We start from the raw sequence: 13,575 nt of genomic DNA, 5'->3' as shown, positions 1-13,575 counted from the left end.
ATCAATCTCCTTGAATAATTGGTTGAGTGTTCGCAATATTTTCTATAACTTGGTAATGTATTGATAATCTAACTTTACCATTGTCCTGTTCTTGGTGCAAAACTTTTTCACCTTTTATTTTAGCATCCTCACCTAAAGTTGATAGTAATTTTTTTCGACCGATTTCCAAAGCTTTTTCCACCGCCTCTTGTTTAGAATAGACGCGCTGCGAGTTCTGTTCTTCTCGTACAGCAACTTTCTCATACGACAGAGGTAATTTCCATTTAAAAAAATAGAGTGGATGCTCCACTTTTTCTGTCACCTTTGAGGCGTATTTTTCTTTGTTAAAAGCCCAAAGAGGCATTTTAAAAGCTTGAAAATCTAAATAGTGCTTCGTATATCCATTACCCGTTAATACCTGAAAATCAGTTTTTAAAGGCACTTCCACCTCAGACTTATACCATGTTTCACCGTAGACTTTCCCTTTAGCAGCTACTACTTTTTTATTTTTTTCGTTTCCAATAATACCGGAAACTAGGACCTCGCCTTCGTTGACAAAATCATTAACCTTGACTAAAGGTTGTCCTTTTTCGACAAACAAATTCGTAATAATGGCTTTCTTTTTAGCAATTAAATGTTGGTAAGGTGTTTTTTGCTGAGGCTTGGGCTCATTTTTTTCAACCACTTGGAAGTGATAAGAAGTGCCGCGCACTTCTACTCCCACCCAGGTAATATTGTTCATATTATCTGTTAAATAGCGCTGAATTTTTTCAGGACTCTCTAACAGAAATTGAAACTCTCCTCTTTTTACACCTATTTTGGCAAGCTGCTTAGTCATTTGATGTTCTGTTTGTGGTTCTGCACCGCTAATTTCCACTTTCCACACCATGTTGGAAAGCAAACCAAGAATAATAAAAAAAGAAAGAAAACCTAAAGCAAATCCACTATTTTTGATCACTCGTTTTGTTAAAAAAGGAAAACCTCTGCCTCTTATAAAATAAATTTTACAATCTGCGTTGCGAATTAGTATACGAATTTTTTTTACATCTTTCAATAATATCGTTGCTGTCGCTAGCTGACCGTCAACTTTATGGACATTCGAAATCATAATCTGTTGTCTCACACAATTATTTAAAAAACGTTCAATTCCTTTTCCAACAATTCGAATACGTACGGTACCAATAACAAAGTTTGTCCATCCATTCTTCATTTTTTTCCTCCTTGTGTTATTGTTCTAAATAAAGAACTTGATTGATTTTACCTTCTAAAACCAGTTCTTCTGGCAGTATTACTTTAATGACCAGTCCTTCACCTCGAATTAACATTTGTCCCTGTTTTAGTAACACGCGTATTTCAGTATCAGAAAAGGCTAATAAACCTTTATGATTTTCAATATAAATGTGTATTTGTCCAACTAACGTAATACGGGGAAGATCCATTAATACATCAGCGGGTAGTTCCATTGTTTTTGTCATCCATCTTTTCATTTGGTGTCTCCACTTTTTGCTCATAAAAAGAACCCCCTTTCATCTCATGTTTATGAGAAAGGGGGTTAATGTATCACATCTATTTATCGTTTATATTTACGTTGTTTCGATTTTGGCGGCCCTAGAATTTCGGACCATATCACTCCTTGAACAGCTTCTTTACGAGAAATGGGCTTAAAAACGTTTTTCTCACCCGTGATTTTTGGTTTGTCAACTGTGATTTTCTTTTGAATAGATGGTTCATGATACGGACGATTTTTTAGCTCTTCCAATTTTTCTTGCAAAGGATTTGTTTCTGCTGAAGAAACAGTTTCCGGCTCCATACGAGCTGTTTTTGGCTCTTCTTTGACAGGTCGATATCTAGGTCTTTCCCGCCTTGAAGGATTGTTTACAGGAGGCATAGGAGCTCTTTTAGAACGCTGCTGTTCTTCCTCTTTTGACTGAGCCATAAAACGCTGCACAACGTTAAAAATAATTCCTCCAATGATGACAAAAATGAAAGCATTATTAATAATTAGTTTAATAAGCGTTTCAACGATATTCATTAGGAGAAAACCTCCTTGTTAAGCTGATTCATTATTTCTCATCGTCTTCTTTAGACATTTTCCCGATTGAATCACGCATATCCGTATCAGCAGTCAAGTTTTGAATATTCATATAATCCATGACGCCAATATTGCCAGAGCGCAGTGCTTCTGCCATCGCTAACGGTACTTCTGCTTCTGCTTCTACTACTTTTGCACGCATTTCTTCTACTTTTGCACGCATTTCTTGTTCTTGAGCAACGGCCATAGCACGACGTTCTTCGGCTTTTGCTTGTGCAATATTTTTATCTGCTTCCGCTTGGTCTGTTTGAAGAACTGCCCCAATATTTTTACCAATATCGATGTCAGCAATATCAATGGATAAGATTTCAAACGCTGTTCCTGAATCCAGTCCTTTTCCTAACACCGTTTGAGAAATCATATCGGGATTTTCCAATACTTTTTTGTGATCTTTTTGCGAACCGATTGTAGAAACAATCCCCTCGCCAACACGGGCAATAATCGTTTCTTCTCCAGCTCCCCCTACTAGTCGATCAATGTTTGCACGAACAGTAATTCGAGCTTTTGCTTTGACTTCGATTCCATCCATAGCCACCCCTGCAATAAAAGGTGTTTCAATAACTTTTGGATTAACGCTCATTTGTACAGCTTCTAGCACATCACGGCCCGCTAAGTCGATAGCTGCTCCGCGCTCAAATGTTAACTCAATATTTGCTCGGTGCGCTGCAATCAGCGCATTTACCACACGGTCAACGTTACCGCCTGCTAAATAGTGGCTTTCTAATTGATTAATGGTAATACCTAAACCTGCTTTACTTGCTTTAATTAACGGGTTCACAACGCGAGATGGTATCACTCGACGAAGTCTCATTCCGACCAGTGTGAAAATACTAATACGAACACCTGCTGCTAATGCTGAAATCCATAGCATAATCGGTACAAAAGTGAAAAAAACAGCTAAAGCAATAATTGCTAGACCAATAACTACAAAAAACAATACGCTACCTACTTCCATTAATTAAGGTCCTCCTTTTTCAAAGGCTCTGTAAGCTTCCGCACCACAACCCTTGATCCCTCTACTTTTATAATATTTACTAACACATCTTTGTCTAAATATCCGCCTTCAGTGACTACATCCACATACTCTTCATCGATGAGCACGGTACCTGAAGGACGAAGCGGTGTTGTTGTTTTACCTTGTTTTCCTATTAATTCATAACGATTTTGATTCGACACGTAGCCAGATTCAGTATTAAGTGAATCATTAAGCACCATTTTTTTGAAAGGTGTAAGCTTCCTTTTAAAAAATTTCATCATCACCAACGCACCTCCCAGTGCCACCACTATTGCAATTACAAGAGAAATTCCCATTTCGACATTATTATCTGTTGACATAAAAAAACTTAAAATGATAGCTCCAAGTCCTAGTAGTCCTAAAACTCCGCCTGGTACTACAATCTCTAACAGAAGCAATATAATTCCTGCTATAAATAAAACGAGCGCTTCCATGCCAGCTAATCCTGCTACCATATGACCATAGAAAAATAAAAGAAGTGAAGCTATTCCAATAGAGCCCGCAATACCAAATGAAGGCGTAAACAATTCAATTACAATTCCTAAAGCACCAATGGATAATAAAATGGGAACAACAAGCGGATGGGTAAGAAAACGAGCAATTTGTTCACTTACACTCATTTTCGCATACTTCAGTTTAGCATCTTCATAGCCAAGTACGCTTAGGAGACCGTCTAAATTTTTTACAGTCCCTTCTGAATAACCAACTTGCTCGGCTTGCTTCGGAGTGAGCGTCAGCAATTCGTTTCCTTTTAAGTTGAGCTCAGGTATTACCATCTTGGTATTTGCCATCGCTTCTGCATATTTAGGGTTTCGGTTATTTTGTTCTGCTGCGCTCTTCATAGCCGATAACCAGTAGGACTGAGCTTTTTTTCCTGCGGCATTTCCCTGTTGGTCAATCACTGCTGCCGATCCCATTGTAGAACCGGGTGTCATATAAATTTGATCGGCGTTAAGTGCAATATACGCTCCGGCTGATAATGCTTTTTTATCGACAAAAGCAGCGGTAGGAATAGGTGTTGAGGTTAAGCTTTTAGCTATTTCAGAAGCTGCATCTACAGCTCCTCCAGGAGTATCTATGTCCAATATAATCAAATCTGCACCGTCATTTTCCGCATCTTTAATGGATCTGTTTAGAAAAGAAAGCAGTCCATTTTCTACCGTTTTATTTACAGGAATAACGTGTACACGCTTCACGTCAGCGGTGCTAATAGTGGGGAATAACCCAGTGGCTAAGATAAGAAAGCACACGAAAGAAAATAAGGTTTTCACCGAATACACTTCCCTCCTTCCATAGATAGTATGAGCATGTATCTGTATATACGAATAACTTTAACAATAGTTTCAAATTTTTTAAAATTTATCTATTTTATTCTTTGCACAAGAAAAATAAAACATACGTTCGATTATTATCCATATAAAAAACACCTTACACAAGGTAAGGTGTTTTTTATGATAAGTGTTGAAGGACAAGCTTATTAACAAGAGAGCCATCCGCTTTGCCTTTTACTTTCGGCATAAGCGCTCCCATAACTTTCCCCATATCAGCTTTAGAGGAAGACTGCGTTTCTTCAATCGTCGTTTTAATAATTTCAGATAACTCTTCTTCAGTTAGCTGTTTAGGAGCGTAAACTTCTAAAACCGCTAATTCAGAATGAATTTTATCAACAAGATCTTGACGACCTGCTTTCTCAAATTCATGGAGGGAGTCTTTACGTTGTTTGAATTCGCGAGAAATAACCGTCAACTCGTCTGCTTCAGTTAGGTCGGTTCCTAACTTAATGGCTTCGTTTTGAAGAGATGCTTTGACCATACGAATGACCCCAAGCTTCTCTTTCTCTTTGTTTTTCATCGCTTGTTTCATATCACTATTTAAACGCTCGAGAAGACTCATAAATCCACCCTCTTATTAGAACTTGCGTTTTCTAGCAGCTTCAGATTTCTTCTTACGCTTTACGCTAGGCTTTTCATAGAATTCGCGCTTTCTTGCTTCTTGTAACGTACCAGTTTTTGAAACTGAACGTTTGAAGCGACGAAGAGCATCTTCAAGCGATTCGTTTTTACGAACAACTGTTCTTGACATTCTAATTCCCTCCCTCCGAACAAAACCACTAACATCATAATGAAATGACATGTTAGACATGTCTTTTGCAATTATAATATAATGATTCCTTAAGGTCAACCGCTTTACATAAAGTAATGCAGTTATTCCCCCTTTATTTTATGAACTTTCTTGATAAAACATTACTCGTTCAGCTTTTTTACACGTATGAAAAAAGCTGCGTATACACGCAGCTTTCCAATAAGTGTTATGAGCTCATTTTCACCTGATCTTGAAGATGAACCTCATCTAGCACGCGAACAAACTCACCTTCATTATAAGGATATCCAGCTTTTGAGATTTTCACTTTCACAAGCTTTCCAACCATTTCTTCAGACGCTTTAAACACAACCTTTAAGTAGTTATCAGTATATCCTACATATAAACCACTTTCAGGATCTTCTTTATATTTTTCTTCCGGAATTACTTCTAGTACTTCTCCTTCAAACGTTGAAGCATATTCTTTTGCCAATTGATTTGAAAGTTCGATTAAATGATGCACACGTTGATTTTTTACTTCTTCATCAATTTGGTCGGTCATACGAGCTGCTGGCGTACCTGTACGTTTAGAATACGGGAATACATGAAGCTCTGAAAAACCGTGCTCTTTAATAAAGTTATACGTCTCCATAAACTCTTCTTCTGTTTCACCTGGGAAGCCAACAATAACATCTGATGTAATCGCTAATCCAGGAAGAGCTTCTTTCAGACGGTTTAAGCGCTCACCAAAGAACTCCATTGTATACTTACGACGCATGCGCTTCAATACCGTATTTGAACCTGATTGAAGAGGAATATGCAAATGACGTACAACCATTTCTGATTGATCTAGTACCTCAATCACTTCGTCCGTAATTTGACTTGCTTCAATTGACGAAATACGAATGCGTTTTAATCCTTTTACTTGAGACTCTAAATCACGAAGAAGCTGGGCAAGATTGTAATCTTTCATGTCTTCTCCGTATCCGCCAGTGTGAATACCTGTTAACACGATTTCTTTATAGCCCGCATCCACTAGCTGCTGTGCTTGTGCTACTACTTCTTTAGGATCACGAGATCGCATTAAACCGCGCGCCCATGGAATAATACAGAATGTACAGAAGTTGTTACAGCCTTCTTGAATCTTTAACGAAGCACGCGTACGGTCTGTAAAAGCCGGTACATCTAGCTCTTCATATACGCGTGTTTTCATAATGTTTCCTACGCCGTTAATCGGCTGACGCTCTTTTTTAAATTGTTCAATATAATCAAGCATCTTAACGCGATCTTGTGTACCTACTACGATATCAACACCAGGAATGGCCATAATTTCAGCTGGCGAAGTTTGAGCATAACACCCAGTTACACAAATAACCGCATCTGGATTTTTCCGCACAGCTCTGCGAATAACTTGACGGCTTTTTTTATCTCCTGTATTTGTTACCGTACATGTATTAATTACATATACATCGGCAGTTTGTTCATATTCAACACGCTCATAGCCTTGGCCTTTGAACAATTGCCAAATTGCTTCTGTTTCATAGTGATTTACTTTACACCCTAGCGTGTGAAAAGCAACTGTTGACATAATCGTCACCTCATTAACTCAGTTTGATAAGATATAGCAGACAGCGCATATAAAGGAGCTGTTTCTGCTCGTAAAATCCGCGGACCAAATCCGCTTATTGTAAATTCATTTTCTTCTAATACTTCTACTTCCTGCTCGGTCAAACCACCCTCGGGGCCTACAACCACAAGCACGGAATGGCCCGGTTTTAAAGCCGAAAGAACAGCGTGCAGATGAGATGTTTCTCCTTGCTTTGCTCTTTCTTCATAGGCTACAACTTTATGAGTATAGTCACCGCTAATTTCTACTAGCTTTTTAAAAGAAATTGGGGCTTCTACTGCTGGTACAATCGTACGATGAGATTGTTCTGCAGCCTCTTTAGCAATCTTGTTCCAGCGATCTACTTTTTTTTGACTCTTTTTATCATCCCATTTAACAACTGAACGAGCCGCAATAAAAGGGATAAACTTATACGCCCCAAGTTCTGTCCCTTTTTGGATAATAAGCTCGAGCTTATCCCCTTTAGGCAGACCGTTCACAATTGTAACATGGACTGGAAGCTCTTTTTCTTCGCTTATCCATTCTATAATAGATGCTTTCACTTCGTTAGCGGAAATATTTTCAATTTCACACAAAGCAGCTTGCCCCTGTTCATTACAGGCAATAAACTGTGATCCTTCATTCATTCTCATGACGCGTGAGATATGATGGGCATCATCCTGTGTCACTATGACACTTTGCTCTTGAAATTGATCATTTGGCAGAAAATAACGTTGCATCTTGACACCTTCTCACTTGTTAAGCTTGTTTTTGCGCAATAATTGCTACCCAGTCTTCCATAAGCGTTACTTCTTGAATAACAAAGCCCGCTCCCGTTAACGCTTTTTTGACATCTTCTTTTTTCGCACTAATAATACCTGATGTAATGAACATGCCTCCTGGCTTTAATACCTTTGCAGCATCGTCTACAAAACGAACGATTACTTCAGCTAGAATATTCGCCACAACAATGTCAACCGGTCCTTCTATACCTTGCAATAAGTTGTTTTGACCTACTGTTACGACGTTCCCAACTTGATTCAGTTCAATATTTTCGCGAGCAGAACGGACGGCTACTTCATCAAGGTCTAGAGCTTGTACATTACTTGCTCCTAACAGAGCTGCGCCAATGCTTAGCACTCCTGAACCTGTACCCACGTCAATAACAGTATCTCCTGCTTTCACTGTTCTTTCCAATGCTTGAAGAGACATAACCGTTGTTGGATGCGTACCTGTCCCAAAAGCCATTCCGGGATCAAGCTCGATAATCAATTCATCTGTGCTGACTTTTTCATAGTTTTCCCAAGTTGGTACAATCGTAAAACGCTCTGAAATTTTCACGGGATGGTAATATTTTTTCCAAGCAGTGGCCCACTCTTCCTCGTTCACTTCACTGATCGTAACTTTGTTAGCTCCTAAATCAAAGTCGTAAACAAGCAGTCCATTAATTTCTTTTTTGATACCATCCACAGTTTCTGCTAAAAAGCTGTTAACTGGAAGATATGCTTTAATCACTACACCTTCTTCTGGGTAGTCTTCTACGTTTAAATCGTAGATTTCACCAAAAGTTGTATCTCTTTCTTTCACTAAATCAGCAGGATCTTCAATGACTACCCCGCTAGCTCCTGATTCATGTAAAATATGAGAGATGGGTTCAATTGCTTCTTGCGCTGTATGAATACAAATTTCAGACCATTTCATTGCTACCAACTTCATCCTTTCTGCCTTCAGTAATATAGGATTTTAAATATGAACATGACAGATGACAGGTTGGCAAAGTACCTTTACCAACCTGTCTCTGTTTACTATGAAAGACAATTATTCTCCTTTAATTGCTCGTTTTACTTTTGCAAAAAAGGAATCATGCTGCTCATCAACGGCTTCTTGACCGCTCAGTTCAGCGAACTCACGCAATAATTGTTTTTGTTTTTCTGATATTTTTGTGGGAGTTACAACTCGAACGTGAATATGCTGATCTCCTTGACCATATCCTCGTACGTTTGCCACACCTTTTCCTTTTAAACGGAATTTCGTCCCCGTTTGTGTACCAGCAGGAATCTTCAACTTCACCTTGCCGTGTAGAGTTGGTACTTCTACTTCATCACCTAGCGCTGCCTGAGCAAACGTTAAAGGCATTTCGCAGTAGATATCGTCTCCATCACGTTCAAAGAATTCATGAGTGCGCACGTGGAACACTACGTATAAATCTCCCGGAGGACCACCATTTACCCCTGGTTCTCCTTGAGCACTTACGCGCAGCTGTTGACCATCATCTACACCAGCTGGAATTTTAACATTAATTTTACGTCGTTTTGTTACTTTACCGTCACCGTGGCACGTTGCACATTTGTCTTTAATGATTTTTCCCGTACCATTACAATGATGACACGCACGTCGATTTACCACGCGGCCAAACGGCGTGTTTTGTTCAACGTTTAACTGACCTGAACCATTACAGTGCGAACATGTATCGACTTTTGTTCCAGGTTTTGCACCTGAACCGTGACATGTTTCACACGTTTCTTCACGTGGAATTTCAATTGTTGTTTCTTTTCCGAAAACAGCTTCTTCAAAAGAAAGTGTCATCGTGTATTGTAAATCGGCACCTTGTCTCGGAGCATTAGGGTCACGTCTGCGACCACCACCACCAAAGATCGAGCTGAAAATATCTTCAAAGCCGAAGCCGCCAAAGTCTGAGCCGCCTCCACCAAAGCCGCCAAAGCCTTGATTTGGATCAGTATGACCAAATTGATCGTATTGTGCTTTTTTTTGGTCATCACTCAATACTTCATATGCTTCTTTTACTTCTTTAAATTTGTCAGCAGCATCTTCCGCTTTGTTAATATCTGGATGATATTGTTTAGAAAGCTTGCGGTATGCTTTTTTTATTTCATCTTTTGTAGCGCTCTTACTGATACCGAGTACTTCATAGTAATCTCGCTTACTCATCAATACTCACTCCCGAATCGTTTCACATAAACGTAATTGTATCATTATTAATAATTCCATAGCAACATAAAAGTTACTTTCTATTGCTCCCGTACGCGCAGAGAGCCAAGTGAAAAACTTTCCCTTTCGCTTTTCCACGTTAAAAAAGTCAAAGCCAAGAAATAAGCTTGACTTTGACTTTTTAAAAAGATGTGAATCGCACCATGGCGTCATTCACGTTAGTCGTCAAGATGCATTATTTTTTGTCGTCGTTTACTTCTTCAAACTCTGCATCTACAACATCATCATTTTGAGCGCCTTGTTCACCTGCTTGCTGAGCTTGTTGAGCTTGCTCATACAATTTTACAGTTAACGCTTGAACGATTTCTTGAAGTTCATCTTTTTTCGCTTTGATTTCTTCAAGGTCATTCTTTTCAATCGCTGCTTTTAAAGCATCTTTTGCTTCGTTAGCTTTTGTTACTTCAGCTTCTTCTACTTTTCCTTCAAGATCTTTTAGTGTTTTTTCAGTTGTAAACACTAATTGATCTGCTTCATTGCGTAGTTCCACTTCTTCTTTACGTTGCTTATCAGCATCTGCGTTTTCTTCCGCTTCTTTTACCATGCGGTCGATTTCGTCATCTGATAAACCTGTTGAAGATTTAATTGTAATAGCTTGCTCTTTGTTTGTACCTAAATCTTTTGCACGAACGTTTACGATACCGTTTTTGTCAATATCGAATGATACTTCGATTTGAGGTACTCCGCGTGGTGCAGGTGGAATATCAGTTAACTGGAAACGACCTAGCGTTTTGTTGTCTGCAGACATTGGACGCTCACCTTGAAGAACATGAATATCTACAGCCGTTTGGCTATCTGCAGCCGTTGAGAATACTTGTGATTTACTTGTTGGAATCGTCGTATTACGCTCAATTAGCTTTGTAAATACGCCACCCATTGTTTCGATACCTAGTGATAAAGGCGTTACGTCTAGTAATACAACGTCTTTTACATCACCAGTTAATACGCCACCTTGAATTGCTGCACCAAGTGCAACTACTTCATCAGGGTTTACACCTTTGTGAGGATCTTGACCAGTTTCTTTTTTGATTGCATCTTGTACCGCTGGGATACGAGTTGAACCACCAACTAAGATTACTTTATCAAGTTCACTTGCAGAAAGGCCTGCATCTTTTAAAGCTTGACGCACAGGAGCCATTGTACGCTCTACAAGGCCTGCTGATAACTCGTCAAATTTAGCACGTGATAAAGATACCTCTAAGTGAAGAGGGCCAGCTTCTCCAGCAGTGATAAATGGTAAAGAAATTTGTGTAGATGTTACGCCTGATAAATCTTTTTTCGCTTTTTCAGCCGCATCTTTTAAACGTTGAAGCGCCATTTTATCTTTGCTTAAATCAACGCCGTTTTCTTTTTTGAATTCAGCGACTAAATAGTCGATGATTACTTGGTCAAAGTCGTCACCACCAAGGCGGTTGTCACCTGCAGTTGCGCGAACTTCAAATACGCCGTCGCCAAGTTCTAGAATAGATACGTCAAACGTACCACCACCAAGGTCATAAACTAAAACTGTTTGATCTTCATCTGTTTTTTCTAATCCATATGCAAGTGCTGCTGCAGTAGGCTCGTTAATAATACGCTCTACTTCTAAACCAGCAATTTTACCAGCATCTTTTGTTGCTTGACGCTCAGCATCATTAAAGTAAGCAGGAACTGTGATAACAGCTTTTGTTACAGGCTCACCTAAATACTCTTCAGCATACCCTTTTAAATGTTGAAGAATGATAGCTGACATTTCTTGAGGCGTGTATTGCTTGCCTTCTGCTTCAACCTTATGGTCTGTACCCATATGACGTTTAACTGAAATAATTGTGTTAGGGTTTGTAATAGCTTGACGTTTCGCTACTTCCCCAACTTGACGCTCACCGTTTTTGAATGCCACAACTGATGGCGTTGTACGGTTTCCTTCTGGATTTGGAATTACTTTTGGTTCGCCGCCTTCTAATACAGCGACACAAGAGTTAGTTGTACCTAAATCGATACCAATGATCTTACTCATTGACAATGACCTCCTTCATAATATGTAGTGTTATTGATTCACTTTAACCATCGCAGGGCGGATGATTTTATCTTTTAATTTGTAACCTTTTTGAAGCTCTTCTACTACTGTGTTCGGTTCGTATTCATCGTCTTCTACTTGCATCACTGCTTGATGCTCGTATGGATCGAATGTTTTCCCGACTGATTCAATTGCTTCAACACCTTCTTTTTGAAGTGCCTCTACTAATTGACGGTATACCATTTCTACACCTTGCAGCACGGATTTAGTTTGTTCATCCGCTGTGTTAACTTGTAATGCACGTTCAAAGTTATCAAGTGCTGGTAAAATATCCGAAACTAATGATTGAGCACGGTATTTTTGAGCAGCTTCTGCATCGAGACGTGAACGACGACGGAAATTATCGAAATCAGCTTGTAGACGTAAGTAGCGATTCTCTTCTTCTTCAAGCTGTTGCTTTAATTGATCATTTTCTTGTTGAAGAGGGTTTACTTCCTCAGACACTTCAGCTTCAGTTGCTTCAGCAGAGTCTGTTTGAACTTCTTCAACCACTTCTTCGTTTTGTTCTTCTACTTGCTTTTCGTTTGACAATTCATTCACCTCCCTTAAATGTTTACACACATTTTCACATTTTAAACAACGTTTTTTATTTTATCACAGGGAAAGGATGGAAGTAATATATTCCACCCGATTCCTTTATTCTTTATACAAGTTTGTTAACACTTGAGACATATCTGATGACAGCAGCGTAAGCAAACTAATCACACGCGCATATTCCATGCGGGTCGGTCCCAGTATAGCAATTGTACCAAGCTGTTCGTGACCAAAGGAATAACTAGCTGTAATTAAGCTGCACCCTACCATTTCATTCAATTTATTTTCATGACCGATTTTCACATGTATGCCAGCCTCATTTGGGCTTAACAGCTTATAAAACTGCTGTTCATGTTCAATAATGTTAAACAGCCCGCGAATTTTATTAAGATCATGAAATTCCGGCTGAGCAAACATATTCGTTTTGCCGCCAACTACTAATTTGCCATTCATGTTGAGCTTTAATGCATCATTGAGTATATCCATCGTCTGCTCATATCCTTGAATGTGGCTTTTTAAGAGCGTCGCTACTTCTTTGTACATTTTATCATGTAAATCAGTAATGCGAACGCCGATGAGCTTTTCGTTTAAAATGTTAACCATTTTTTCAATATCGGAAGGTTGAATACTGCTCGGCAGCGTAATCGTCCGACTTTCAACGTGTCCTGTATCGGTCACAATAATGGCAACAGCTGACTGAGCCGTTAAAGGTAAAATCTGCAGCTGTTTTAACTTATGGCTGACCGCTTTTGGTCCTAGCACAATAGACGTTAAACTCGTTAAATCAGATAAAATTTGCGCTGACTTTTGAACGAGCTGCTCCAGTTCTACAATGCGTTCAGCGAATACCGAACGTACCGTGGAAACGTCGCTTGCTTTCAAGTGCTGCGGGGACACTAGATGATCAACATAATAACGATAACCTTTCTCAGACGGAACGCGCCCTGAAGAAGTATGAGTTTTTTCAATAAATCCAAGTTCTTCTAGGTCTGACATCTCATTACGAATCGTAGCCGAACTAAAATTAAACTCTTCTTTCTTAGATAATGTTCGAGAGCCTACCGGCTGCGCAGATCGAATGAAATCATCAATAATGACTTGTAAAATTAATAACTGTCGATCAGTAAGCACGCTTCATCACCTCTGTTAGCACTCTAAAACTCTGAGTGCTAAATCTAATAATAAATTACCAAATCACTATAGCGATG

The 13,575-nt window shown here is 39.2% G+C and carries 14 protein-coding genes; all 14 read right to left on the bottom strand.

What is annotated here, in order from left to right:
- Position 1: 1 nt before the first annotated feature.
- Positions 2–1,189, bottom strand: coding sequence for a sporulation protein YqfD (gene yqfD / locus AC1DEF_RS01750; RefSeq protein ID WP_016765592.1), 1,188 nt, complete (start codon positions 1,187–1,189; stop codon positions 2–4).
- Positions 1,190–1,205: 16 nt separating this feature from the next.
- The gene (gene yqfC, locus AC1DEF_RS01745) at positions 1,206–1,490 is read right to left on the bottom strand and encodes a sporulation protein YqfC (protein WP_013059232.1); all 285 of its coding nucleotides are present in this window, start codon (positions 1,488–1,490) and stop codon (positions 1,206–1,208) included.
- A gap of 59 nt (positions 1,491–1,549) precedes the next feature.
- Entirely contained in the window at positions 1,550–2,011 is a 462-nt protein-coding gene (locus tag AC1DEF_RS01740; protein WP_043976190.1) for a hypothetical protein, read from the bottom strand.
- 31 nt (positions 2,012–2,042) lie between these two features.
- A complete protein-coding gene (gene floA / locus AC1DEF_RS01735) occupies positions 2,043–3,026 on the bottom strand; it encodes a flotillin-like protein FloA (RefSeq protein WP_013059234.1) in 984 nt (327 codons plus the stop codon).
- Entirely contained in the window at positions 3,026–4,357 is a 1,332-nt protein-coding gene (locus AC1DEF_RS01730) for an NfeD family protein (protein ID WP_097824611.1), read from the bottom strand. The genes floA and AC1DEF_RS01730 overlap by 1 nt, the downstream gene beginning before the upstream one ends.
- Positions 4,358–4,535: 178 nt before the next feature.
- Entirely contained in the window at positions 4,536–4,979 is a 444-nt protein-coding gene (locus AC1DEF_RS01725; RefSeq protein WP_013059236.1) for a GatB/YqeY domain-containing protein, read from the bottom strand.
- A 15-nt stretch (positions 4,980–4,994) separates the two neighbouring features.
- A complete protein-coding gene (gene rpsU, locus AC1DEF_RS01720; RefSeq protein WP_013059237.1) occupies positions 4,995–5,168 on the bottom strand; it encodes a 30S ribosomal protein S21 in 174 nt (57 codons plus the stop codon).
- 226 nt (positions 5,169–5,394) lie between these two features.
- Complete coding sequence (gene mtaB / locus AC1DEF_RS01715) at positions 5,395–6,753, bottom strand: tRNA (N(6)-L-threonylcarbamoyladenosine(37)-C(2))-methylthiotransferase MtaB (RefSeq protein ID WP_097824612.1); 1,359 nt, start codon at positions 6,751–6,753, stop codon at positions 5,395–5,397.
- Positions 6,754–6,758: 5 nt separating this feature from the next.
- Complete coding sequence (locus AC1DEF_RS01710) at positions 6,759–7,511, bottom strand: 16S rRNA (uracil(1498)-N(3))-methyltransferase (protein ID WP_043976188.1); 753 nt, start codon at positions 7,509–7,511, stop codon at positions 6,759–6,761.
- Positions 7,512–7,530: 19 nt separating this feature from the next.
- Positions 7,531–8,472 carry a 50S ribosomal protein L11 methyltransferase gene (gene prmA / locus AC1DEF_RS01705; protein ID WP_043976702.1) on the bottom strand — a complete coding sequence of 314 codons (942 nt, stop codon included), beginning with the start codon at positions 8,470–8,472 and terminating at the stop codon, positions 7,531–7,533.
- 117 nt (positions 8,473–8,589) lie between these two features.
- Positions 8,590–9,720, bottom strand: a complete 1,131-nt coding sequence (gene dnaJ / locus AC1DEF_RS01700; protein ID WP_013059241.1) for a molecular chaperone DnaJ — start codon at positions 9,718–9,720, stop codon at positions 8,590–8,592.
- 235 nt (positions 9,721–9,955) lie between these two features.
- Positions 9,956–11,773 (bottom strand): molecular chaperone DnaK, encoded by a 1,818-nt coding sequence (dnaK, locus tag AC1DEF_RS01695; RefSeq protein ID WP_013059242.1) that lies wholly within the window; start codon positions 11,771–11,773, stop codon positions 9,956–9,958.
- A 30-nt stretch (positions 11,774–11,803) separates the two neighbouring features.
- Complete coding sequence (gene grpE, locus AC1DEF_RS01690; RefSeq protein ID WP_013059243.1) at positions 11,804–12,364, bottom strand: nucleotide exchange factor GrpE; 561 nt, start codon at positions 12,362–12,364, stop codon at positions 11,804–11,806.
- Positions 12,365–12,469: 105 nt separating this feature from the next.
- Positions 12,470–13,498 carry a heat-inducible transcriptional repressor HrcA gene (gene hrcA / locus AC1DEF_RS01685; protein WP_013059244.1) on the bottom strand — a complete coding sequence of 343 codons (1,029 nt, stop codon included), beginning with the start codon at positions 13,496–13,498 and terminating at the stop codon, positions 12,470–12,472.
- Between the last annotated feature and the right edge of the window lie 77 nt (positions 13,499–13,575).

The sequence above is a fragment of the Priestia sp. 10L35 genome (genome assembly GCF_056395685.1).
Note: the sequence above shows the minus strand (reverse complement) of the source record. Positions and strands in the feature narration are given on the sequence as shown.

Coding starts and splice junctions, on each gene's coding strand:
- dnaK (WP_013059242.1), bottom strand. CDS start 11,773: ATGAGTAAGATCATTGGTATCGATTTAGGTACAACTAACTCTTGTGTC.
- floA (WP_013059234.1), bottom strand. CDS start 3,026: ATGGAAGTAGGTAGCGTATTGTTTTTTGTAGTTATTGGTCTAGCAATT.
- dnaJ (WP_013059241.1), bottom strand. CDS start 9,720: ATGAGTAAGCGAGATTACTATGAAGTACTCGGTATCAGTAAGAGCGCT.
- AC1DEF_RS01710 (WP_043976188.1), bottom strand. CDS start 7,511: ATGCAACGTTATTTTCTGCCAAATGATCAATTTCAAGAGCAAAGTGTC.
- rpsU (WP_013059237.1), bottom strand. CDS start 5,168: ATGTCAAGAACAGTTGTTCGTAAAAACGAATCGCTTGAAGATGCTCTT.
- AC1DEF_RS01725 (WP_013059236.1), bottom strand. CDS start 4,979: ATGAGTCTTCTCGAGCGTTTAAATAGTGATATGAAACAAGCGATGAAA.
- mtaB (WP_097824612.1), bottom strand. CDS start 6,753: ATGTCAACAGTTGCTTTTCACACGCTAGGGTGTAAAGTAAATCACTAT.
- AC1DEF_RS01740 (WP_043976190.1), bottom strand. CDS start 2,011: ATGAATATCGTTGAAACGCTTATTAAACTAATTATTAATAATGCTTTC.
- yqfD (WP_016765592.1), bottom strand. CDS start 1,189: ATGAAGAATGGATGGACAAACTTTGTTATTGGTACCGTACGTATTCGA.
- yqfC (WP_013059232.1), bottom strand. CDS start 1,490: ATGAGCAAAAAGTGGAGACACCAAATGAAAAGATGGATGACAAAAACA.
- prmA (WP_043976702.1), bottom strand. CDS start 8,472: ATGAAATGGTCTGAAATTTGTATTCATACAGCGCAAGAAGCAATTGAA.